The organism is Mesorhizobium sp. M1D.F.Ca.ET.043.01.1.1, assembly GCF_003952385.1.
Lineage (GTDB): Bacteria > Pseudomonadota > Alphaproteobacteria > Rhizobiales > Rhizobiaceae > Mesorhizobium.
In genome coordinates, this window is sequence record NZ_CP034444.1 from 4,926,094 (window position 1) to 4,948,034 (window position 21,941).

Below are 21,941 nucleotides of genomic sequence, written 5' to 3' on the forward strand. Positions count from 1 at the left end.
AGTTGCAGTTCAACGGCTCCAACGCGATCGGAGCCAAGCCGTCATTTCATTTGACGAAGGGACGCAGCACGTCGCGGGCTAGCAGAAAACCGCGCTTCACCTTGTCGTCGCTCCCCTCGAACCGGCGGTCCTCGTGCTCGATGATCACCGGCCCGTCATATCCAGCCCTATAGAGACCCGAAAAGATGGTGCTCCAGTTGATATCGCCCAGCCCCGGCATGCGCGGCACCTGCCAGCCTATGCCGGCCGAAAGGATTCCGCGCTCGTACAAACCATCATGATCAATCATCAGGTCCTTGGCGTGGACATGCAGCATGTGCGGGCCGAACTCGCGGATGAAGCGCTCCTTGTCGATCATCTGCCAGACGAGATGCGAGGGGTCGAAATTCATGCCGACATCGCCGCCCCAGGCCTCCAGGATACGGCGCCAGACATAGGGCGAGTAGGCGATGTTGTGCCCGCCCGGCCACTCGTCATAGCTGAAGATCATCGGGCAGTTCTCGAAGGCGAGTTTCACGCCGTGCTCGCGGGCGTGAGCGATGATTTCAGGCCAGACCTTTTGCGCCTCTTCCCAATTGGCGTCGACGGTCTTCGAGGCGTCGCCACCACAGAAAGTGTTGACCAGCGAGACGCCCATGCGGCTCGCCAGCACGATCACCTTCTTCAGGTGATCGATCACCGCCTCGCGATGCGCCTGATCGGGATGCAGCGGATTGGGGTAGAAGCCGAGGCCGGAGATCGTCAGGCCCTTGCCGACGAGCTCGGCGGCGATGTCCTTGGCCTCAGCGGCCGGGATGTCCACATCGATATGGCTGGTGCCGGCGTAGCGGCGGCTGGCGCCGGAGGCCTTCGGCCAGCAGGCGACCTCGAGCGCCTCGAAGCCGGCCGAACGCGCCCAGTCGGCGACCTCGCCGAGCGGCGCATCCGGAAACGGCGCGGTGAGCAGTCCAAGCTTCATGGTCCCTCCCGGCTCCTAACTATGCAGATCGCGCCGGCTGCTTCAACCGCGCATCTGTTGGCACAATGCAGGCTTGTCCGACAAAGCCCATCGCATCGTTCGAAAGCAGGCCCTCGAGGCCGGCGATGACGTGCGCGCGGAACTCGCTGCTGGCGGCTAAGGCAGGATCGAAGATGGCGTCGATGGCGAGGATCGCATCGGCAAGAGCCTGGCTGTCCGAACCGACGCGGTCGGCGATGGCCGCGATCCTTTCGGCAAAGGGATCGCACACCCGCCAGGCGCGGCCGAAGCGCGCGGAAGCCTTGACCAGGTAGGCCATCCAGCCGGCGACGGGCACCGAGAGAAGGGCGATGCTCTCGCCCTTGGCCAGGCGGTCGCGGATCGGGTTGAGCAGGCGCTGCACGACCTTCTGCGAGCCGTCGGTGGCGATCTGGTGGTTGCGGTGGCGGATCGCCGTGTTGGTAAGGCGGGCAAGGCTTTGCTCGACATAGGCCGGCGGCGAGATGCCGGGGACCGGCATCAGCGTCGGCAGCGTCTCTTCGCTCAGCATGCGGCGGACGAAAGCGGCAAGAACCGGATCGGCCATGGCGTCCGATGTATGCTCGAAGCCGCCGAGCACGCCGAGATGGGCAAGCGTCGTCTGGGCCCCGTTCAGCACCCGCATCTTGAGATGCTCGAACGGGGTGACGTCGTCGACGAAGACGGCGCCGACACGGTCCCAGCGCGGCGCGCGGCCGGCGAAGCGGTTCTCGATCACCCATTGGCGGAACCGCTCGCCGACGACGACGGCGCTGTCGCGATAGCCGAAACGCTCTTCGACCGTGTCGATATCGGCCCCGGTCGTGGCGGGCGCGATACGGTCGACCATGGCCGACGGGAAGGCGACATTGGCGGCGATCCAGTCCGCCAGCCCGCTGCCGCGCCGCTCGGCGATTGCACGTACGACATTGCCGAGAATGATGCCGTTGGCCGGGATGTTGTCGCAGGACAGCAGCGTCATCGGCCGGCCATGCGAGGCCATGCGCAGCTCAAGCGCCCGTGCCAGGATGCCGGGCACGCTGCGCGGCGCTTGCGGGTTGGCTAGATCGTGGACGATGTCGGGGTGGTCGAGGTCGAGCGCGCCGCTCGACGGGATGTGGCAATAGCCCTTCTCGGTCACCGTCATGGTGACCATTTCGATCTCGGGCGAGGAAAGCACTTCGAGCGCCGGCGCCGCACTTTCCTGGCTGTCGACTACACGCACGATGCCGCCGATGACGCGCGCCTCGACCTCGTCGTTCTGGCGGATCAGCCGCGTGTAGAGACCGCCTTGCCGGCCAAGCGTCTGGCCAAGCAAAGGCGGGCGGATGTTGATGCCGACAAGTCCCCAGCGGTCGAAATCCTTCGCCAGAAGATCGTCGGTGTATTCGGCCTGATGGCAGCGATGGAATGCGCCGACGCCGATATGCGCGATGCCTGGACGCAGCGCCGAGCGATCGTAAGCCGGCTTTCTTACCTCCGACGGCAAGCGGCCGAGCAGGGCTGGTCCAAGGCTCTCGGCAGCGCTCACCGGTTCGCTCCGATCACCCATTGCTCCTGGTCGATCAGCGCGCCTGTCATCGGGCCGGCGGCATCGGAGAGCAGGAAGACGGCGAGGCTGCGATGTCGTTGACCGAGAACAGCCTGCCGAAGGGTTGCGTCGCGTTGGCGGCGTCGAGCCAGCCCGGGCCATGGCCCAGCGTCTCGGCCTGCATGACGCGTTCGGCCGGGGTGTCGGTCCAGCCGACATTGATGCCGTTGACGCGGATGCGGTCGAAGCGATGCGCGTTGGCGGCGTTCTTGGTCAGCGTCGCCAGCGCGCCCTTGGTGGCGGAATAGACGGCGAGCTCCGGCGCGCCGCAATGCGCGTTGATCGACAGGATGTTGACGATGGCGCCGCCTTCGCCGCGCTTCCGCATGTCGGCGATGGCCGCCTGCATCAGGAAAAAGGGCGCGCGTGCGTTGACGGCGAATAATGGTTCCCAATCGTCGAGGCCGGCGTCGACGAAGGAGGCGCGGTCGGTCAGAGCCCCTGCGTTGACCAGGCCGTCGATGCGGCCGAAACGCTCGATACAGGTCCGGGCGAGCTGCGCCGGGGTCTCCGGGTCGCCGAGGTCGGCGGCGACGAACGCGGCAGGCGTGCCCAGGGCCGCCAGTTCGGCCGCGACAGCGTCGCCACGTTGCTGGTTGCGGCCGGTGACCAGCAGACCTTCCGCGCCCGAACGCGCGGCAATCTCGGCGATCGCGCGGCCAATGCCTTGCGTCGCGCCGGTGACCAGCACCACCTTGCCGGCGAGCCGAACCTCCATTCCTCCTCCCGGAATAAAGTTTCTATTTTTTCAAATATGGAACGATAGTTCCCGGTAGTCAATCGCGGCCGTCAGCCTGTCCGGCGGGTGACGACGCCGTGGACCAAGGCCATGCCGACGGCGAGCGTCGCGGCCAGCGAACGGAAGCCGGCGAAATCCTGTTCCACCACTTCCAGCCAGGTGTCGGAGAGCTTCACCAGTGGCGAGAAAGTGCTGTCGGTGATGGTGACGATGCGCGCCTTGCGCTCATGCGCGACGGCGACCAGGTCCGGCGTGATCGAATTGTAGGGGCTGAAGGAGACGGCAAGCACCGCGTCGCGGGGACCGATGCAGCCGACCTGGTCGAGCGCGGTCGAGCCGACATTGTCGACCAGCACGTTGCGCACGCCCTGCTGCGACAGCGTCAGCGACAGATAGGTGGTGACGGGGAAGGCGCGCTTGCTGCCGATGACATAGATCAGCTCGGCTCTTGCAAGCAGGTCGGCCATTTTCTCGAAGCTGTCGATGTCGAAGCCGCTGCCGATGCGGCCGAGCGAGGTCTGCGAGGCGCCGACCATGCCGTTGAGGAAATGCAGGTCGGCATTGGGTTCTGCCGGGCGTTCGGCGTCCGTGCGTTCCGGCCAGGAGCCTTTCATATGATCCTTGAACAGGCCCTGAAAATCGGAAAAGCCGGCATAGCCGAAGATCTGTGCGAAGCGCACCAGGGTCGAGGGCTGCACGCCGGCCTGGTCGGCCACCTGGGCGATGGTGCCAAGCGCCACGGCGCTCGGATGCTGCCACAGGAAGATAGCGACCTGGCGCAGCCGCTTCGGGAAATATACGGTTCCGGAAGAGAGCACGGCGCGCAGCTCCTCATAGGTCTGCGGCTTGGTGTAGCCAAGCGCCGCGAGCGAGCGGCCCTGTTTGCGGGGAGCGCTGTCGCCGGCACCGGCCCGGCCAGATGAAATGCGCGCGCCGCTCATGGGATGGGCCGGGTTTGAGCCACGGCGTATGAAGGCAACCCAATTTGTAGCGGAGACCACCTTTCGTTGAAGCCGACGCCCGGAAAAAGGGGCGAGTTCAAAACCTGAAACGATTGTCCTGCTTCCATTGCCCAAAACCTCGGTTTTCGCGCAAGGCTAGTGCGGCACGATCGTTTTACAAAACAAAATTTGGAAAATCTGTTCGAAACCGGCGAGGAGCCTCCTATAGTCCTGCGCTGCCAATCACAGCCATCCGGGAGGAATCGAAACATGGTCTACGCAACGGCTGACGGATCGACGCGCAAACGCCTGACAGTCGGCATGGTCGGCGGCGGCCGCAACGCCTTTATCGGCGCCGTGCATCGCCTCGCCATGCGGCTCGACGACCAGATCGCGCTGGTGGCCGGAGCGCTTTCCTCGGATCCGGAAAACGCCGCGACATCCGCTGCCGAGATCGGCATCGCGCCGGAGCGCAGCTATGCCGACTACCGCGTCATGGCAAAGGCGGAAGCGGCTCGCCCCGACGGCATCGAGGCGGTGGTCATCGTCACGCCCAACCACCTGCACGCGCTGATCGCAACCGCCTTCCTCGAAGCCGGCATCGACGTCATCTGCGACAAGCCGCTGTCGACGACGCTTGCCGAGGCCGAGGCGCTGGTGGCGCTGACAGAAGCGAAGAAGCGTCGCTTCGTCGTCACGCTCAACAACACCGGCTACGCCATGGTGCGGCAGGCGCGCGAGATGGTGGCGGCGGGCGAACTCGGCCGCGTCGTTTCGGTGCATGGCGCCTATATCCAGGACTGGCTGACGCAGCCGATCGACGCGCAAGGACAGAAGCAGGCCGAATGGCGCACCGATCCGGCGCGCGCCGGGCAATCGGCGGTGCTGGCCGATATCGGCGTCCATGCCTTCAACCTGGCGAGCTTCATTTCCGGCTCAGAGGCCGAGGCGGTTTCGGCCGACCTTTTCACCGCCGTGCCAGGACGGCGGCTCGACGACAACGCGCATGTCCTGGTGCGCTGGATGGGCGGCGCGCGCGGCACCATCCTCGCCAGCCAGACCTCGCCCGGCCACTATAACGACCTTTCGGTGCGCATCTATGGCGACAAGGCCGGGCTCGAGTGGTCGGGCGCGCGGCCGGAGGAGCTGCGCTTCTCGCCCTATGGCGAGGAGACGCGCATACTGGTGCGCGGCGGCCACGGCTCGACAGCGGAAGCCCGGCGCGTGTCGCGCATGCCGGCCGCACATCCGGAAGGCTATATCGAGGCCTTCGCCAATTTCTACCGCGACGCTGCCGACATCATCCGCGCGCATCGCTCGGGCGGAACGGTCGATGTCGCGCGCGCGGCGCAGGTGCCCGACGTGGTCGCCGGCGCGCGCGGCGTTAAGTTCGTGGCGGCGGCGGTGGAATCGAACGCGGCAGGCGGCGCTTGGACGGCTGCGCGGTTTGCGTGAGCGCAGTCGGCGCGGAGTTTCTTGAGGTCGATCAATCTCAATCGCGACTTGCAGCGGGGCGATCCGCTGGCACGCGCTTGCGACCGATCGAGGGTGAAAGCCCGTCGAGCACCAGGCTCCGGAACACGGCGTCGACCTGGGACGGCAACAGTTTCGGCTTGCGCTCGAACCACCAGTTCAGCGCCGTAAGAAAGGCGCCGACGATGAATTGCACGACGAAGTCGCGCGGGACGTCGCCGTGAAGGGTAGAGGGCAGTTCCTGCCGCACCATTTCCGACAGGATCAGGCGGATCTCGTTCTCCGTCACCGCACCGCCTCGTCCGCCGATCATCGTCCGGTAGTGGTCGGCATACCGGGCCGCATGGTCGAACATGGCCTTGCTGAAGCCAAGCGGATCGTCGCCTGATGCCTCGGCTCCCGCGCGTGCCGCGGACGCCTCGTTGAGCTCCTGTCGAAGCATCTGGAAACCACTGCGCAGGAGATCCTCCTTGCCGGTATAATGCGCATAGAAGGTCGAGCGACCGACATCGGCTTCATCGATGATGTCCTGCACGGAAAGGGCCTCGTAGCCCTTGCGCAGCATCAGCGCCAGCAGCGCCTGATGAAGGGCTCTGCGGGTACGGGCGGCTCGCCGATCGATCTCCCGAGGCATAAATCACTCCTTCTTCGCTTCACACTGTTGGAGCGCTATTTCCGGCGCGCCTTTTCCAGAACGGCAGGCATGGATTGTCCACTAACGGACATTTTGCCTGCATCGTCTGTCGAAATTCCGGACAGCCTGTCCATTATAATACTGACTGTTTCGAACCTTCACCAGCCGACAGCCACTGTGCCGATGCTCGCGGGCTCTGGCGTCGTTGGAGATTGGCGCTGTTGAAGAAAGGATGTGACGAACATGCACCATATGCGAAGCGAAGCGCGTAGTGCCGGGGCGCCGATCGGCCCGGATGCCAACAAGGGCATCGGCTTTCCGCGTCTCTACGACCTGCTGGTCCTCATGCTGACCCGCGGGCGCGACCGGGCTTATCGCGAGGCTGTGCTCGATCTGGCCGGCCTGGCGCCGGGCTTCCACCTGCTGGACGTCGGATGCGGCACCGGCACGCAGGCGATTTCCGCCTGGCATCGCGTGCAGCCCGGCGGATCGGTGGTTGGCGTCGACGTCTCAGAAAAGATGCTTGCGGCCGCTCGCCGCAAGGCTGGCCGGGCGGGCCTCGACATCGCGTTTCACCATGCCGATGCGGCCGAGCTGCCGTTCGCGGACGGGCGCTACGACGTTGTGACTTTCACGACGGTTTTGCACATGGTGCCGGAAGCAAGGCGCGGCCTTTGCCTGCGCGAGGCCGCGCGCGTTCTGCCCCCCGGCGGACGGCTGTTGCTGATCGACTATGCCGGCCCTTTGAGCGAGCGCGGGCACATGTCGGCAAAGCACGGCATGCATGGCCAGTTCGATCTGCATCGCCTCCGCGAACCGCTGGCGGCCGCCGGTTTCGAGCGCATCGAAGGCGGTCCGCTCGACTGGCTCGGCCTGCATTACCTCAGTGCCGTCAGACTATGAAGATCGCGATCACGTCGCCATGCGGTCTATGGCGCTGCGCGAAGCGGACCTGCCCTCGAGTGCATCGGCGGCACGTCGTTCTCATCCGGATTGGGGACGGGTTCCTCGTCCGGCAGCCTCTCCGGATCGGGTTCGCGCATCGGCTTCGGATCGGGAAACGGCGGCGGCGTGGGAACCGGCGTTGGCGTCGGATCGGGATTGGGGAGAATGGCCATGAAGTGATTTCTCTCGTTGCGCTGGCGGGCCGTCGGCGTGACGCGGTTCCGGCAACCGGATATCTGCCGACCAGAACATGATGGATTGGCTGCCGCATCTGGCGCTTCATCGAAACCTGATTGGCCGGCGGCTGACGCTTGGCAGAACGGTCGCGACCGGGGATGGTTCCACATCGATCTCGCCGCGTTTCGGCGGCGCCGGGCATGAATGCCGATCAAATGATTTCCCGCCGCCCATTTCGCCCTTGCCGGCGCCATGCAGCGCCTTAGTTCCGTTGCGGGGCGGGTGATCATCTGCCGACATAGGAGGCGGCCTTGAAGCACCAAACTGTTGACCAACTCAATGCCGTTGCCGACGTTCATGCTGAAGCAGCGGTTCTCATCGCCAGTCGAGGCCAGCGCCTCGAACGCTGGGCGCAACTTCTCGAGCAAGATCCCGGCCGGCGCCTCATGGCGCTTGCGGGCACCGAATACGCCACTCCAGAAGTACGTCAAAGAATGCGTTCCGCCGGATCGCCAATCACTGTCGCCTTCGAAGACCCGATCTTTCGGGCACAGGGTTTAAAGGACGACACTTACGGCGAAGCGAAACGCTTCTTCGAGCTCAGCGACTGGCAGCTGCACGAGGTCGTCTGCCATTGCCATGTCGGCGCCAATCTGCCGGCACGCTGGGCGGCGTCCCGCGTCCGCGCGGCGATCTCGCCGGGCTCAGGCATTCTTGCCTGGCTGAGATCGGTGTTCATGCACTGAGCAGATCCGCGCGGTTCGCGAACCGCGCGGAAGTCTTCAATATCGGACTTGCCGGAGGCGGAGGGGAGCTGCCCGCTCTCTCCCGTCGGCCGGTAGGGTAAAGCTTCGCAGCCTGGCGCCACCAGGGCCGTTCAGCGTTTGGCATTTGTTTTGCGCAATTCCGAACGGCTTCAGTCAGCGATCGATCTCGCCGAACACGATATCCAGCGATCCTATGATGGCCGCGACGTCGGCGATCATGTGTCCGCGCGACAGGTGATCCATCGCCTGGAGGTGGGCGAAAGACGGCGCGCGTATCTTGCAGCGGTAGGGAACATTGCTGCCGTCCGAGACCAGATAGACGCCGAACTCCCCTTTCGGCGCTTCCACCGCGGCATAGACCTCGCCGGGCGGCACGCGGTGCCCTTCGGTGTAGAGCTTGAAATGCTGGATCGTGGCCTCCATCGAGCGCTTCATGGTGGCGCGAGGCGGCGGCGTGATCTTCCGGTTCGCCACCGCGACCGGTCCCGCGCCGTCGGCCGAGCGCAGTTTTTCCAGGCACTGCCGCATGATCCGCACCGACTGGCGCATCTCTTCCATGCGCACGAGATAGCGGTCGTAGCAGTCGCCGTTCTTGCCGACGGGAATGTCGAAATCCATCTCGGGGTAGCATTCATAAGGCTGCGCCTTGCGCAGATCCCAGGCGGCACCCGAGCCGCGCACCATCGGGCCGGAGAACCCCCACGCCCACGCGTCGTCCAGTCCGATTACGCCGACATCGACATTGCGCTGTTTGAAGATGCGGTTTTCTGTCAAGAGTTCATCGAGATTGCTCAACGCCTTGAGGAACGGGTCGCAGAAGTCCCAGATGTCGTCGAGCAACTTTCCCGGCAGGTCCTGATGCACGCCGCCGACCCTGAAGTAGTTGGCATGCATGCGGGCGCCGGATGCGCGCTCATAGAACACCATCAGCTTCTCGCGCTCGGCGAAGCCCCAGAGCGGCGGCGTCAGCGCGCCGATATCCATCGCCTGCGTGGTGACGTTGAGCAGATGCGACAGCAGCCGGCCGATTTCGCAGAACAGGACGCGGATGAGCTGCCCACGCCGGGGAACCGATATTTCGAGCAGCTTCTCGGCGGCGAGGCAGAAGGCATGCTCCTGGTTCATCGGCGCCACATAGTCGAGCCGGTCGAAATAGGGCAGGGCCTGCAGGTAGTTCTTGTATTCGATCAACTTCTCGGTGCCGCGGTGCAGCAGGCCGATATGCGGATCGGCGCGATCGACGATCTCGCCGTCCAACTCGAGCACCAGCCGGAGCACACCGTGCGCCGACGGGTGCTGCGGTCCGAAGTTGAGCGTGAAGTTGCGGACGGCGGTTTGGGCCATGGCGGCGCCTCCGCGAAATCTGGTTGCTTTAGCGGGTACCGCCCGGCTTCGCGGTCAGCCCTGCGCTACGGCGCCAATCATGTCGTCGTCTGGATGATCAGCGTGAGGGTACCGTCGCCATCGATGTTGGCAGCGACGACTTGCGATGAATTCAAGCCGTTCGCGCGCAGGACCGATACCGCCTCGGGCGAGTCGTCGACCGACTTCTGCAGCTTCGCCAGGTCGTTCGCGGTCGTCCTGGTGACGACGGCTTCCGCCTGTGTCTTCACTTCAGCGGGCAGATCCTCCATCGCCACCACCACAACGTTGGTGAAGCGCTGACCGGGATTTTCCGGATCGGGTTGTGCCTGGCCGGGCGCGGGTTCCTGCGCCGGAGGCAAGGCCTGCGGCGATTGCGGATCCGCGCGTTGGGCGCAAACCGGCTGCGCAAGTGCCAGGGCCGAAAGCGTGAGGACCATCGTCAATGTCCGCATCGTCTTTCCTTCCATGTCTCGAAGTCTGACGACACAACCCCTGCGCGGGGCGATGGTTCCCGGCGGCGGCCGCAAACTGGCAGCGAAGGCCGGCCGTTCCGCCGGCCAAGCGGAGATCACACAACCAGCACCGACAGCGCCGCGGCCTGCAGGCGCTCGAACGCCGCGAAGCGCCTGTCGTGCCAGGCGGCAAGCGAGGCGGTGGGCGAATAGACCTCGCCCACCTCCGACATCGCCGCCATGGCCGCGGGAAGGTCGGGGTGGCGGCCGGCGGCGACGGCGCTGAGCATCGCCGAACCGAGAAGCACCGGCTCGGGAGAGGTCGGCGCGTAGACCATCTTCCCGGTGGTGTCGGCGATGAGCTGCCGCACCAGCGGGCTCTGCCCCGCGCCGCCGCTGATGGCGATCGTGTCGATCCCGATGCCGCAGGCGCGCATGGCCTCCAGGATCTGGCGCGCGCCGTAGCCCAGGCCGCAGAGGCCGGCGAGATAGAGCGCGACGAGGCTGTCGGCGCCGGTCGCCATGTCCAAGCCGGCGATCAGCGCGCGCGCTTCGGGATTGGCCAAGGGCGCTCGATTGCCGAGAAATTCGGGAACGACGTGCAGGCCGCCGATGAGCCTGTCCGCCCTGGCCGCGCCGCCATGCCGCTCGGCCTCCTGCGCCAGCCATTGGCTGAGGCTCTTGCCGCTTCGCGCCGCGATGCCGGCAAGCTCGACGGCGGCGGGATGCATGCCGACCAGGCGGTCGATGGCGGCGCCCGCGGCCGACTGGCCGCCTTCGTTGAGCCACAAACCCGGCACCATCGCGGAGAAGTAAGGACCCCACACGCCCGGCACGAAGGCCGCCTGCCAGGTCGTCGTCATGGTGCAGGCGGAGGTGCCGAAGACATAGGCCATGCGCGTCGTCACATCGCCGGCGCCGCCGCGCGCGCCGACCGAGCCGATGCCGCCGGCATGGGCATCGATCATGCCGGCCGCCACCGGCGTTCCAGGCAGAAGGCCAAGCTCGGCCGCCGCCCCCTTCGTCAAGCCGCCGGAGAGCGCGCTGCCGGGTGCGACGATCTCGGTGCCGATGCGCGCGAAGCTCTCATCCGCAAGCGCGCCCAGGCCGATTTTGCGAAAATATGCGTCATCCCAGCGCGCCTCATGCGCGAGATAGGTCCATTTGCAGGTCACCGTGCAGGTCGAGCGGGCCAGGCTGCCGGTCGCCCGCCAGGTGAGGAAATCGGCGAGGTCCATGAACTGCCATGCCGTGGCGAAGGTCCGCGGCATGGTCTCGGCGAGCCACAGGAGTTTCGGCGTCTCCATCTCGGGCGAGATCGTGCCGCCGACATAGCGCAGCACGTCCTCGCCGGTGTCGTTGATCCTGCGCGCCTGCTCGGTGGCGCGATGATCCATCCAGACGATGATGTTGCGCTCCGGGTCGCCCGACGGGCTGACCGTGATCGGCTTGCCCTCCGGCCCCAGAACGACAAGCGAGCAGGTCGCGTCGAAGCCGATGCCGTGCACCGATTGCGCCGAGATGCCGGCGAGCGCCACGGCCTCTCGGACAGTGGCCGCGACGGCGCGCCAGATGTCGTTGCTCGATTGCTCGACGATGTGGCCCTCGGCGTGCCAAACAGCGATGTCGGCCTTGGCGGACGCAAGCATGGCGCCGGCTTCGTCAAAGACGCCCGCGCGGGCGCTCCCCGTTCCGATGTCGATGCCGATGAAGTGGCTGCTCATCATTCAACTCCGCGGCCGGTTGTGCCGGTTTCCATCGTTTCGATGCCGCTGTCTGTCGTGCTAGGCCGCTTTCGCCAGGCTGATGTTATGCAGTGTCAACCGCCGGAAGTGCGAGGGCGTCATGCCCTTTTCGGCGAGGAACTGCCGGTTGAAGTTTGAAAGGGTGTTGTAGCCGACCTCGAAGCAGATGTTGGTGATCGACGCCTGCTCGTCGCTCATCAGCATCTGGCAGGCCAGGTTGATGCGCAGCCGCTTCACGTACTGCACCAGCGTCATGCCGGTGTGCTGGCGGAAGGAGCGGGAAAAGACGCTGGGCGACTGGCCGGCAATGGCGGCCAGATCCGTCTCGCTGAAGGGCTGGGTCAGGTTCTCGCGCAGATAGGCGAGCGCCTTGTTGATGCCGGCCGACATGTAGCCCGACGGGTCCGGCAGGTAGCTCGCGCTGGCCAGCATCCGCGCGTCTTCGGCGCGGCTGAGCAGGCCCATCATCATCATGAACAGCTCGATGCGGCGCACGCCCTGCGAATTCATGATCTCTTCCATCAGCGGTGCGAGCTGACGGCTGGTCTGCCGGCTGAACAGCACACCGCGGCGCGAGGCTTCGAGCACCGGCGTCAGCGCCGCGAGTTCCGGGAAAGTGTTGATGGCGCCGTCGATGAAGCCCTCGTTGAACTGGATGATGCGGCAGCGCAGCGGCACCGTCGCATCCTTCGGTACATCGCTCACCCAGTTGTGCGGCAGGTTGGGGCCCGTCAGCACCAGGTTGCCCGGCTCGAACTCGCCGATGAAATCGCCGACGAAATAGCGGCCGCGGGTGGCGACGATGAGATGCAGCTCGTATTCGGGATGGAAATGCCAGCGCACGGTGCGGAACGGATAGCCGTGCGACCAGGCGGTGAACGACTCGCCCGGCCTGATCTGCACAACCTCGAGATCAGGTTTCATCGCTGTTCCTCCACTATGAAGGCCTCGTGCGCGATCGCCCCGTCGACGCGCCTTCTCCCATCGGCCTCATGCCATCCAAACTACCGAGCCGACAAAATCGGCGCCACCATGTTCCCGTCGCATCATTGGTACTTTTTTGACTATTCTGAGCCTCCACGATACCCGCTCGTTCCTTCAAACGACGCCGCGCTCCTCGCTTCTGATGCGGAAGGCATCGACGGCGATGGCCAGCAGGATCATCGCGCCGCCGATCATCTGGATGTACGCCGAGATGACCAAGGTGTTCGAGAGCGCGTTCGAGCGCTTGCTCGCAGCCTAGCAAGGCAAGCCAGTTTCAGATTGATGGCGGGGAGCGTTATGGTTCAGGTTCCGCCTCCGTCCCGGCCGATCAGGCCGCGTATCTCGCCATGACGGGTTGCCTCGACCACTGGGCATACCAGGCGTCGAACAGCTTGAGCTGCTGCTCGGCATAGCCGCGCTGGCTGTCGCTCAGCGCGTCCGTCTCGTTGAAGTGCAGCCGGTATTCGGGGTTACCCTTGAGCACCATCATGTGCTTGAAATAGAGCACCAGGTCCGGACCCTCGTCGAAGGAAGAGAGCACGGCGAGCGCGGCGTCCAGCTCCAGCGCCAGCCGGCGCGCTTCGGCATCGCCCTTGGCCGCCGCCTGGCTGAGACCCACCAGATGCAGCACTTCCTTGGGCAGCACGTTGCCGATGCCGGTGATGGCGCCCGAAGCGCCGCAATTGACGAAACCGTGGAAGACAGCGGTGTCGACGCCGACCATCAGGGCAACTTCATCGTCGCGGCTGGTGATGTTTTCCGCCGCATAGCGCAGATCCGCCGGACCGCCGAACTCCTTGAAGCCGACCAGGTTCGGATGTTCGGCGCGCAGCGCGAAGAACAGATCGGCGCGCGTGGCAAAACCATAATAGGGGCTGTTGTAGATGACCGCGGGCAGGTCGGGGGCGGCGGCAAGGATCGCCTTGAAGTGGTGGCGCTGCGCCGTCACCGACGGTCCGCGCGACAGGACGCGCGGGATGACCATCAGGCCGCGGGCGCCGACCTTCTGGGCATGCGCGGCGTGCGCCACGGCGCTGGCGGTGTTGACCGCGCCGGTGCCGACGATCACCGGCACGCCGGCCTTCACCAGGCGCTCGACGCCTTCCATCCTCTGCGCGTCGCTCAGCAGCGGCCAGTCGCCCATCGAGCCGCAATAGACGACCGCCGACATGCCGGCGGCGATCAGCTCGCGTCCCTTGCGCGCCAGCGCGTCGAAGTCGGGAAGGCGGTCGTTGGTGCAAGGCGTCATCAGCGCCGGCATACAGCCGGAAAAGACATTGGCGTTCATTCGGATTCTCCTTGAGGCTGGCACGCGGATTGGTCAGTTTGTCCCGGAGTGATAGCGCTTGCCAAGCGGATAGTCGTGGACGACAGGGAGAAACAATGCGTACCAGATCCAGCATTCGCGTCGTCGGCTGCCATGCCGAAGGCGAGATCGGCGACGTCATCGTCGGCGGCGTGCTGCCGCCGGCGGGCCGCACGATGATGGAAAAGATGATCACGATGGAGCGCGATCACGACCATATAAGGCGCATGCTGATCTGCGAGCCGCGCGGCAGCGTTGCCCGGCACGTCAATCTCCTGGTCCCCTCGACGCGCGAGGATTGCGTCGCAGGCGCCATCATCATGGAGCCGACGGAATACCCGCCGATGTCCGGCTCCAACACGATCTGCGTCGCCACCGTGCTGCTCGAGACCGGCATGGTGCCGATGAACGAGCCCGAGACGCGCTTCAAGCTCGACATGCCTGGCGGCGTCATCGAGGTGCGCGCCGAATGCCGCGACGGCAAATGCCTGTCGATAACCTTCCGCAACGCGCCCGCCTTCGCCGAACGCCTCGATGCCAGTATCGAGGTGGAGGGGGTCGGCACGCTGAAGGTCGATATCGCCTACGGCGGCATGTTCTACGCGATTGTCGATGCGGCCGCGCTCGGCTTCTCGGTCACGCCCGACGAGGCGCGCGAACTGGCCGTCATCGGCGAGAAGGTGCGACACGCAGCGCGCGAGCAACTCGATGTCGCGCATCCGGAATTCGACAATGTGCGCGGCGTGTCGATCGTGCAGTTCGCCATGCCGTTCCAGGGGCCGGGCAACGTCACGCGCAACACCTGCATCGTGTCGCCCGGACGCTCCGACCGCAGCCCGACGGGAACCGGCACATCGGCCCGCATGGCCGTGCTGCAGGCGAGGGGCCTGATGAAGGCCGGCGATGTACTGATCCATGAATCGATCATCGGCTCCCGCTTCACCGGCAGAATCCTCGAACTGACCGAAATCGCCGGGCGCAAGGCGATCGTGCCGCAGATCACCGGTCGCGCCTGGATCACGGGCGAGCACAACTACTACCTCGACCCGACGGATCCTTATCCGCAGGGCTATGTGCTGTCGGACACGTGGGGCACGTCGACCTCGGTGACGCAGTAGCGACCGGCGATGCCGCCAGACCGGCCGGGCGGACCGGCCGAGCGCGACGTCGGCGGAGGTTGCCCGATGGCGAGTTTCGTCTTTCGCGATCCCCGCCAGAAGCGCTGCCATCCGCTAGGGCGGTTTAGCGTTTCACGGAATCGCTGAACCGCTCTAGCGCCTTGTCTTGCGCCACTCTTCGTATTCCCCGCGGGCATCGTCATGCAGCGGATAGTAGCGTTGCAGCGGCGCGCCCTGCATGAGCTTCTCGCGCGAAAACTCTTCCCAATCGTGATGCTTCTTTGCTTCCTCGATGACCTGGGGGGCCATGGCGACCGGAACCACCACCGCCCCGTCATCGTCGGCGACGATGATGTCGCCTGGGATCACCGTGACGCCGCCGCAGGCGATCGGAACGTTGACGGCGTTGGGATAGATGCCGGTCTGGACATGATAGTTGGGCGTCCAGCCGCGCAGCCACAGGGGCAGATCGAGCTTCTCGACATTGGGCCGGTCGCGCATGCAGCCGTCGATGACGATGCCCGCGCCGCCCCTGCCCTTGAAATAGGTCGACATCATATCGCCGAAGACGCCCGAGCTCATGTCGCCGCGCGCGTCGACCACGACCACATCGCCCTCCTGCGCGTGATAGAGCACGTGCCGGTGCAGCTGCGTCTCCGGGTCGGCATATTCTCCCTCGTTGAAGAGGTCCGGCCGCTGCGGCAGGAATTGCAGCGTAAGCGCCGGCCCGACGATCGACTTGCCATGGTTCTGCGCCACCGGGCCGACCATGTGCGGGCTGCGGAAACCCATGTGGCCAAGCGTGCCGGCAACGGTCGCGGCGCCGATCTCCCTTAGCCCGTCGATCAGCTCTTTGGGCGGCCGCGTGATGTCGGGAGTATGCGTCATTGTGGACTCCGTTGAATGGAACTACCAGTTGGTGACAGAGCCGTCGCGCCGCTTGAGGTGAGGCGCTTCCCAGAAACGGAAACTCTGCGCCTGGATCGCCGCCTCGTTGACCTCGACACCCAGCCCCGGCAGGTCGCCGACCGGATAATCGGTACCGTCGAGCCGTGGTTGCACGGGGAAGAACTCGGAATTGTCGAAGCCCAGCTTCCTTTCGGGCGCCCTGGTCTCGAGCCACGCGAAGTTGGGCACCGCGGCGGCGAGATGCACAGTCGCGGCCGTGCACACCGGACCGAGCGGATTGTGCGGCATCAGGTCCACATAATGCGCCTCGCTCCAGCCGGCGACCTTCATCGCCTCGGTGAGGCCGCCGACATTGCAGACGTCGAGCCGGTTGAACTGATGGATGCCGCGCTCGATGTAGGGCAGGAACTGCCACTTGCTGGCGAATTCCTCGCCGATGGCGAACGGGATGTCGGTCATCCTGCGCAGGGATTCGTAGGCCTCCGGCGCCTCGTCCCGAATGGGCTCCTCGAGGAAATCGAGCACGCCGCGACCGAGCTTGCTGCAGAAGCTCGCCGCCTCGGCCACTGACAGCCGATGATGATAGTCGATGCCAAGGACGACGCCGTCGCCCAGCGCCTCGCGCGCCTTGTTCAGCATGCCGGCGGTCGCGCCTATCGACTCGCGCGGCTCGAAGATGTCCCTGCTGCTTTGCCCGACGGGAAAGAAGCGGATCGCCTGCCATCCCTGCGCGTGCAGCTCGCCGGCTCGTTCGATGGCTGCATCGCCCTCGGCCTCGTCTCCGGTCGAGGCGAAGGTGGGGACGCGGTCGCGCTGCTTGCCGCCGAGCAGCTCGTAGACCGGCACCCCCAGCGCCTTGCCCTTGATGTCGTGAAGGGCGATGTCGATGGCGGAAATCGCCGCCTGCAGAACGCGCCCGCCTTCGAAGTACTGGCTGCGATAAACCTCCTGCCAGATCCGGCCGATCTGCATCGGGTCGCGGCCGATGAGAAACTCGCGATAGTGCTCGATCGCGCCTGCGACGGCCTTCTCGCGGCCGCTCAAGCCGCTCTCGCCCCAGCCGGAGATGCCCTGGTCGGTCTCGACCTTGACGAGCATCTGATTGCGGGTTCCCACCCACACTGGATAGGGCCTTATCGCGGTGATCTTAAGCTTCGTTGTCATCCACGCCCACGTTCCGCCTGCGTCAGTTGGCCCTGAGCGCCATCTCAGTTTCGCCGTCGAACAGGTGCATGCGCTCCTGGTCGAACTCGAGCCAGATCTGCTCGTCAGGTGCGACGGCGATGTTGGGGGAGACGCTGATGTTGACGATGGCGCCGGAGAGGAACGCCTGCACGAAGGTGATGTCTCCGGTTGGTTCTACCGTATAGGCCTTGGCCGGAATGGCGCCGGGCACCGCGCTCTTGTGCAGCTTGATCGTCGAATGTCGCGCTCCGAGGACGACCTTCCTGGTGGTCGCCCCCTGGACCTTGCGCACGTTGGGTTGCGACAGCGCGAGGCTCCAGCCTTCCGCGCTCGTCAGAACGGTGTCGCCGTTTGCCGTCGATGCCTCCAGCGGGATAAGGCTCATCGCCGGGCTGCCGACGAAGCTCGCGACGAACATGTTTACCGGATGGGCGAAAACCTGCGCCGGTGAATCATATTGCTGCAGGTAGCCGCCGTTCATCACCGCCATCCTGTCCGCCATGGTCACGGCCTCGAGCTGGTCATGGGTCACATAGATGATCGTTGCCTTCAAATCCTGGTGGAAACGCTTGATCTCCGACCGCATCTGCACGCGCAGCTTTGCGTCGAGATTGGACAGCGGTTCGTCCATTAGGAAAACCGCCGGATCTCGAACGAGAGCGCGGCCCAGGGCCACGCGCTGCTGCTGACCGCCCGAAAGCTCGCGCGGCTTGCGCTCGAGCAACTGCGTCATGTCGAGCACCCGCGCCGCTTCCCTGACCTTCCTGTCGATCTCGTCCCTGGGCAGCTTGCGCATCTGCAGCGGGAAGGCGAGGTTCATATAGACCGACTTTTGCGGATAGAGCGCGTAGTTCTGGAACACCATCGCGATGTCCCGGTCCTTGGGGTCGAGGTCGTTGACCACCCGTTCGCCTATGAATATGTCGCCCGACGTGGCCGTGATCAGGCCGGCGACCAGATTGAGCGTGGTTGTCTTGCCGCAGCCCGAAGGACCGACCAGCGCGACGAACTCGCCGTCATTGACCGTCAGCGAAACCTCGTTGACGGCTTTGAAGCTGCCGTAGGACTTGACGAGATCTTTGAGGACCACGTGGGCCATCGGCAAAAAACTCCCTAGTGCTTGACCGCGCCTTCCGTGAGGGCGCGTACGAAGTATCGTTGCAGAACGAGGAACAGCACCACGACGGGCACGCTCATCATGAAGCTGGCCGCCATCAGGCCCGGAAAATCCGTCGTATTTTCCGAAAAGAAGCGCTGGATGCCGACCGGCAACGTCAGCTGCTCGTTCTTGGAGAGGAAGGTGTAGGCGTAGATGTACTCGTTCCACGCGCCGATGAAGGAATAGATCGCCGTGGCGATGATGCCAGGCGCCGAAAGCGGCATCACGATCAGGATGAAGGCCTGGAACCGCGTCGCTCCGTCGATGCGCGCCGCCTGCTCGAGCTGGATCGGGATGTTGTCGTAGAAGCCCTTGAGCAGCCAGATCGCCAGCGGCAGTCCGAAAGTCAGGTAGGTGAGCACAAGCGACCCATGCGTGTTCACCAGCCCGATCGCGCGCATCAGGATGAAGAGCGGCACGAGAAAGATCACCGCCGGGAACATGTTGCGCAGCAGCACGGCGAAGAACAGGAAGTTCCGGCCGGGGAACCTGAAGCGCGAAAACGCGTAGGCCGCAGGCACCGCCACGATCACCGAAAGGATCGTCGTGGCGGTCGAAACGACGAGGCTGTTCCAGAAGAAGCGCAGGAAGTCCTGGCCGACGCTGTTCTGCGGATCGAGCAGCTTCTGGTAACTGGCAAGGGTAGGCTGGTCGGGCCACCATTGCGGCGGGAACTGCATCGCCGCAAAGCCGGACTTGATCGAGGTGAGCAGCATCCAGACCATCGGCAACGCCGTGTAGAGCAGCATGAAGACCAGGAACACCCGCCCGCCCCACCGCCATCCGTCGACGCGCATGCGGCGACTGGTCCGGCCCCGAGTGACTGTCTCGGCAATCGTGCTCATGCGTTCCCATCCTTCCGCTCGTTGCCGCTCAGCGCACGGACGTAGAAGTAGCCGAGCGTCATCAGGATGAGGAACAGAAGCACCGAATAGGCCGATGCCACCCCCCAGCGCTGACGGCCGAAAGCAAGCTCGTAAATGTGGGTGATCCAGATATGCGATGCGTTCGACGGGCCGCCGCCGGTCATGATCCAGGGGATGATGAAGGAATTGAAGTTGGCCACCGCCAACAGCAGGATCGTCACCGTCGAGACGTTTCTCAAATGCGGGAAAGTGACGTGCCAGAAGCGCTGCCAGGCATTGGCTCCGTCGACCTTTGCGGCGCGCAGCAACTGGTCGGGAACCGTCTGCAGGCCGGCCATCATCATGATCATGGCGAAGGGAAACTCGCGCCAGATATTGACGACGATCAGGGAGGGCAGCACCGTGCCGACGCTGTCGATGAAGTTTGGCGGCCGGTCGGCCAGTCCGAACTCGACCAGCACCGCGCCAACGATGCCGAAATCCGAATGGTAGATCCACTTCCAGATATAGGAGGCGGCGACCGCGCTGATGACCCAGGGAATGATCAGGACGGCGCGCAGGACGCCGCGGCCGATAAACTCGCGATGCAGCGCCAGCGCGGTGGCAAAGCCCAGGACAAAGGAGACGAAGGTGGAGCCAAATGTCCAGACGAGCGTGTTCCAGGTGACCTTCCAGAACACCTCGCTGGTGAGGATGGCCTTGTAGTTATCGAGGCCGACGAAGATCTTGTCCCGGAGCTGCAGGCCAGGCGGCGTGGTGAAGAACGACAGCTCGATCGTGTAGTAGATCGGATAGGCGATGACGATGAGCATCACGACGATCGCCGGCAGGACATACGCGTAGTCGGCGCGATGCTCCCAGATATTGCGCAGCGCGCCGGACCTGTCGGGTTGCAATGTTCGGCGAGCCTCGGTCTGGCCGGTCACGATCGTCACTTTGGCGTGCCCTTGTTCTTCGGAGCGAACCGGCCGCACTTTCGGCGCAGCCGGTCGGATCGCAGGTCAGGCTTCGGCTAGAGCGGTTCACCGTTTCACGGAAACGTCGAACCGCTCTATCTCTTTGTTTTTACGCAATTCCGGACGGAAAACCGTTACACACTTTTCCTGGAATTGCTCTAGAGTCCGCCGCCCATCAGGTCTTTCACCTTCTTGGCCGCGTCGTCGGCTGCCTGGTCGACGGTCATCGCTCCGGTCAGCGCATTCTGCAGCATGTCCGGGACGATGATGTTCATGATCTCGGGCGACTGCGGCAGCGCCGGGAAGGGGATGCCGTATGGCAGCATCGAGGTCGTGACATCGAGGAACTTGATGTTGTCCAGGCGTTCCTTCATCCACTTGGTCTTGAAGCCGTTGAGGTTGCCCGGGTTCGAGCCGGCGTAGGCCATCTTCAGCGACCATTCGGGGCTCGTCCACATGCAGATGATGGCCTTTGCCGCCGGCTCGTCCACCTTGCCGCCCTCGACATATTCGGGCTTCAGGATGTGAATGTTCGAGCCGCCGAACACGACGGCGCGCTTGCCGTCCGGACCGGTCGGAATGAGGCCGTAGCGCATGTTGTCGATGACCGTCTGCGCCTTGTCCTTGTCGGTGCCCGTCGCCTTCTTCTGCAGGTCGAGCATGACGTTGTAGTCGGACGGGTGCGAGATCATCATGCCGAGCTGGCCGGCCAGGAACAGGGGCTGGTTGTCGGCCTGCTGGTTGGTGAGCGCCGAAACCGGAACCGACTTGTCCCGGACATACATGTCGTAGGAGGCCTGCAGCGCCGCCTTGCTCTGCGGACTGTTGAGCTCGATCTCCTTATAGGTCGGGTTCGTCTTGGCTTCGTCGAAGACGCCGCCGCCATAGGCCCACAGCTGCGGCATGAAGCGGTAGGGCGTGTTGCCGGCGTTCTTGCGCGCCACGAGGCCATAGCCGGCAATGCCGAGCTTGTCGTGGATCTGCTTGGAATATTTGACGACGTCGTCCCAGGTTGCCGGAGGCTTGTTCGGATCGAGGCCCGCGCGCTTGAAGATGTCGGCGTTCCAGATGAACGCCATCGTCTCGTTGTTGGTCGGGATACCGTAGGTCACGCCATCCCAGGTGACGGCCTTCAAGGCGCCGGGCCAGAAATCCTCGGTCGAATACCCCACATCCTCGGGCTTGAGCGGCTGCAGATAGCCCTTCGAGGCGAACTCGGTGCCACCCAGGATCTGCAGGCGGACCGCCATCGGCGCCGCATTGCCAAGGAGCGCCGTGCGGAACTTGTCGAGGAGATCGTTATAGGTGAGGGCTTGTTCCTCGAGCTGGATGTTCGGATAGGTCTTTCGGAAGGTCTCGAAGAAGTCCTTGTAGTACTGGCGCAGGAGGTCGGGGTCGCCCTCGAACACGCCCTGATACCAGAAAGTCAATCGCCCCTTGTAGTCGAGTGGGGTGACCTTGGCGCAATCGCCCGCCGTGTCAAAATCCTGCGTGCCCGCAATCGAGCGCACATACTCCGGCGACCACTTGCTCAAGTCGACCGGCGGTGCGGCCAGCGCCGGCGCCGACATCAACGATGCCATTAAAGCAGTCGAAACAGTGCCGCGCAGGACGGCACCGCCGAGTGTAATCCTCGTCATAGGTATCCTCCAG

Annotated in this window: 20 protein-coding genes and 1 pseudogene; 4 read left to right on the top strand and 17 right to left on the bottom strand. The window is 64.6% G+C overall.

The window, feature by feature from the left end; translation table 11 throughout:
* Nucleotides 1-46: 46 nt before the first annotated feature.
* The 4 genes and pseudogenes from EJ067_RS23915 to EJ067_RS23930 form a co-directional block, all read right to left on the bottom strand.
* Nucleotides 47-958: a sugar phosphate isomerase/epimerase gene (locus tag EJ067_RS23915; RefSeq protein WP_126087668.1), complete on the bottom strand. Its 912-nt coding sequence runs from the start codon at nt 956-958 to the stop codon at nt 47-49.
* 19 nt (nt 959-977) lie between these two features.
* On the bottom strand, nt 978-2,507 hold the full coding sequence (locus tag EJ067_RS23920; RefSeq protein ID WP_245468030.1) for a mannitol dehydrogenase family protein: 1,530 nt from the start codon (nt 2,505-2,507) through the stop codon (nt 978-980).
* Nucleotides 2,504-3,285, bottom strand: a pseudogene (locus EJ067_RS23925) (SDR family oxidoreductase). The gene EJ067_RS23920 and the pseudogene EJ067_RS23925 overlap by 4 nt, the downstream one beginning before the upstream one ends.
* Nucleotides 3,286-3,356: 71 nt before the next feature.
* Nucleotides 3,357-4,247, bottom strand: coding sequence for a MurR/RpiR family transcriptional regulator (locus EJ067_RS23930; RefSeq protein ID WP_126087670.1), 891 nt, complete (start codon nt 4,245-4,247; stop codon nt 3,357-3,359).
* Between the two features lie 270 nt (nt 4,248-4,517).
* Between EJ067_RS23930 and EJ067_RS23935 the strand changes: the two genes are divergently transcribed.
* Complete coding sequence (locus tag EJ067_RS23935) at nt 4,518-5,702, top strand: Gfo/Idh/MocA family oxidoreductase (RefSeq protein ID WP_126087671.1); 1,185 nt, start codon at nt 4,518-4,520, stop codon at nt 5,700-5,702.
* A 37-nt stretch (nt 5,703-5,739) separates the two neighbouring features.
* Here the strand turns inward: EJ067_RS23935 and EJ067_RS23940 are convergent, their stop codons facing one another.
* Nucleotides 5,740-6,354, bottom strand: a complete 615-nt coding sequence (locus tag EJ067_RS23940) for a TetR/AcrR family transcriptional regulator (RefSeq protein WP_126087672.1) — start codon at nt 6,352-6,354, stop codon at nt 5,740-5,742.
* Between the two features lie 243 nt (nt 6,355-6,597).
* Between EJ067_RS23940 and EJ067_RS23945 the strand changes: the two genes are divergently transcribed.
* Nucleotides 6,598-7,257: a methyltransferase domain-containing protein gene (locus EJ067_RS23945; protein ID WP_126087673.1), complete on the top strand. Its 660-nt coding sequence runs from the start codon at nt 6,598-6,600 to the stop codon at nt 7,255-7,257.
* Nucleotides 7,258-7,283: 26 nt separating this feature from the next.
* On the opposite strand, the gene EJ067_RS23950 is transcribed toward EJ067_RS23945, so the two are convergent.
* Nucleotides 7,284-7,472, bottom strand: coding sequence for a hypothetical protein (locus EJ067_RS23950; protein ID WP_126087674.1), 189 nt, complete (start codon nt 7,470-7,472; stop codon nt 7,284-7,286).
* Nucleotides 7,473-7,787: 315 nt separating this feature from the next.
* Between EJ067_RS23950 and EJ067_RS23955 the strand changes: the two genes are divergently transcribed.
* Nucleotides 7,788-8,222 carry a hypothetical protein gene (locus tag EJ067_RS23955; protein ID WP_126087675.1) on the top strand — a complete coding sequence of 145 codons (435 nt, stop codon included), beginning with the start codon at nt 7,788-7,790 and terminating at the stop codon, nt 8,220-8,222.
* Between the two features lie 174 nt (nt 8,223-8,396).
* Here the strand turns inward: EJ067_RS23955 and EJ067_RS23960 are convergent, their stop codons facing one another.
* The 5 genes from EJ067_RS23960 to EJ067_RS23980 all read right to left on the bottom strand — a co-directional run bounded on the left by EJ067_RS23960 (nt 8,397) and on the right by EJ067_RS23980 (nt 14,077).
* Entirely contained in the window at nt 8,397-9,587 is a 1,191-nt protein-coding gene (locus EJ067_RS23960) for an NADH-quinone oxidoreductase subunit D (RefSeq protein ID WP_126087676.1), read from the bottom strand.
* A gap of 77 nt (nt 9,588-9,664) precedes the next feature.
* Nucleotides 9,665-10,075, bottom strand: coding sequence for a hypothetical protein (locus EJ067_RS23965; RefSeq protein WP_245468031.1), 411 nt, complete (start codon nt 10,073-10,075; stop codon nt 9,665-9,667).
* A 101-nt stretch (nt 10,076-10,176) separates the two neighbouring features.
* A complete protein-coding gene (locus tag EJ067_RS23970) occupies nt 10,177-11,784 on the bottom strand; it encodes an FGGY-family carbohydrate kinase (protein ID WP_126087677.1) in 1,608 nt (535 codons plus the stop codon).
* Between the two features lie 60 nt (nt 11,785-11,844).
* Nucleotides 11,845-12,729 (bottom strand): AraC family transcriptional regulator, encoded by an 885-nt coding sequence (locus EJ067_RS23975; protein WP_126087678.1) that lies wholly within the window; start codon nt 12,727-12,729, stop codon nt 11,845-11,847.
* A gap of 388 nt (nt 12,730-13,117) precedes the next feature.
* Nucleotides 13,118-14,077, bottom strand: coding sequence for a dihydrodipicolinate synthase family protein (locus EJ067_RS23980; protein WP_126087679.1), 960 nt, complete (start codon nt 14,075-14,077; stop codon nt 13,118-13,120).
* Between the two features lie 95 nt (nt 14,078-14,172).
* Here EJ067_RS23980 and EJ067_RS23985 point away from each other — a divergent pair, with 95 nt between their 5' ends.
* A complete protein-coding gene (locus EJ067_RS23985; RefSeq protein WP_126087680.1) occupies nt 14,173-15,213 on the top strand; it encodes a proline racemase family protein in 1,041 nt (346 codons plus the stop codon).
* A 153-nt stretch (nt 15,214-15,366) separates the two neighbouring features.
* Here EJ067_RS23985 and EJ067_RS23990 read toward each other — a convergent pair whose 3' ends face one another.
* The 6 genes from EJ067_RS23990 to EJ067_RS24015 all read right to left on the bottom strand — a co-directional run bounded on the left by EJ067_RS23990 (nt 15,367) and on the right by EJ067_RS24015 (nt 21,928).
* Nucleotides 15,367-16,101, bottom strand: coding sequence for a ribonuclease activity regulator RraA (locus tag EJ067_RS23990; RefSeq protein ID WP_126087681.1), 735 nt, complete (start codon nt 16,099-16,101; stop codon nt 15,367-15,369).
* Nucleotides 16,102-16,122: 21 nt separating this feature from the next.
* Nucleotides 16,123-17,286: a mandelate racemase/muconate lactonizing enzyme family protein gene (locus EJ067_RS23995; protein ID WP_126087682.1), complete on the bottom strand. Its 1,164-nt coding sequence runs from the start codon at nt 17,284-17,286 to the stop codon at nt 16,123-16,125.
* Between the two features lie 22 nt (nt 17,287-17,308).
* Entirely contained in the window at nt 17,309-18,406 is a 1,098-nt protein-coding gene (locus EJ067_RS24000; RefSeq protein ID WP_126087683.1) for an ABC transporter ATP-binding protein, read from the bottom strand.
* 14 nt (nt 18,407-18,420) lie between these two features.
* On the bottom strand, nt 18,421-19,311 hold the full coding sequence (locus EJ067_RS24005) for a carbohydrate ABC transporter permease (protein WP_126087684.1): 891 nt from the start codon (nt 19,309-19,311) through the stop codon (nt 18,421-18,423).
* Nucleotides 19,308-20,267, bottom strand: a complete 960-nt coding sequence (locus tag EJ067_RS24010) for a sugar ABC transporter permease (protein ID WP_126087685.1) — start codon at nt 20,265-20,267, stop codon at nt 19,308-19,310. The genes EJ067_RS24005 and EJ067_RS24010 overlap by 4 nt, the downstream gene beginning before the upstream one ends.
* A gap of 179 nt (nt 20,268-20,446) precedes the next feature.
* Nucleotides 20,447-21,928, bottom strand: a complete 1,482-nt coding sequence (locus tag EJ067_RS24015; RefSeq protein ID WP_126087686.1) for a sugar ABC transporter substrate-binding protein — start codon at nt 21,926-21,928, stop codon at nt 20,447-20,449.
* Nucleotides 21,929-21,941 lie beyond the last annotated feature (13 nt).

Bases quoted from the DNA above. Each gene is read 5' to 3' on its own strand.
- EJ067_RS23930 (WP_126087670.1), bottom strand. From the start codon at position 4,247: ATGAGCGGCGCGCGCATTTCATCTGGCCGGGCCGGTGCCGGCGACAGC.
- EJ067_RS23975 (WP_126087678.1), bottom strand. From the start codon at position 12,729: ATGAAACCTGATCTCGAGGTTGTGCAGATCAGGCCGGGCGAGTCGTTC.
- EJ067_RS23970 (WP_126087677.1), bottom strand. From the start codon at position 11,784: ATGAGCAGCCACTTCATCGGCATCGACATCGGAACGGGGAGCGCCCGC.
- EJ067_RS23980 (WP_126087679.1), bottom strand. From the start codon at position 14,077: ATGAACGCCAATGTCTTTTCCGGCTGTATGCCGGCGCTGATGACGCCT.
- EJ067_RS23995 (WP_126087682.1), bottom strand. From the start codon at position 17,286: ATGACAACGAAGCTTAAGATCACCGCGATAAGGCCCTATCCAGTGTGG.
- EJ067_RS23990 (WP_126087681.1), bottom strand. From the start codon at position 16,101: ATGACGCATACTCCCGACATCACGCGGCCGCCCAAAGAGCTGATCGAC.
- EJ067_RS23965 (WP_245468031.1), bottom strand. From the start codon at position 10,075: ATGGAAGGAAAGACGATGCGGACATTGACGATGGTCCTCACGCTTTCG.
- EJ067_RS23985 (WP_126087680.1), top strand. From the start codon at position 14,173: ATGCGTACCAGATCCAGCATTCGCGTCGTCGGCTGCCATGCCGAAGGC.
- EJ067_RS23915 (WP_126087668.1), bottom strand. From the start codon at position 958: ATGAAGCTTGGACTGCTCACCGCGCCGTTTCCGGATGCGCCGCTCGGC.
- EJ067_RS23950 (WP_126087674.1), bottom strand. From the start codon at position 7,472: ATGGCCATTCTCCCCAATCCCGATCCGACGCCAACGCCGGTTCCCACG.
- EJ067_RS23935 (WP_126087671.1), top strand. From the start codon at position 4,518: ATGGTCTACGCAACGGCTGACGGATCGACGCGCAAACGCCTGACAGTC.
- EJ067_RS23940 (WP_126087672.1), bottom strand. From the start codon at position 6,354: ATGCCTCGGGAGATCGATCGGCGAGCCGCCCGTACCCGCAGAGCCCTT.
- EJ067_RS24000 (WP_126087683.1), bottom strand. From the start codon at position 18,406: ATGGCCCACGTGGTCCTCAAAGATCTCGTCAAGTCCTACGGCAGCTTC.
- EJ067_RS24005 (WP_126087684.1), bottom strand. From the start codon at position 19,311: ATGAGCACGATTGCCGAGACAGTCACTCGGGGCCGGACCAGTCGCCGC.
- EJ067_RS24015 (WP_126087686.1), bottom strand. From the start codon at position 21,928: ATGACGAGGATTACACTCGGCGGTGCCGTCCTGCGCGGCACTGTTTCG.
- EJ067_RS23945 (WP_126087673.1), top strand. From the start codon at position 6,598: ATGCACCATATGCGAAGCGAAGCGCGTAGTGCCGGGGCGCCGATCGGC.
- EJ067_RS23960 (WP_126087676.1), bottom strand. From the start codon at position 9,587: ATGGCCCAAACCGCCGTCCGCAACTTCACGCTCAACTTCGGACCGCAG.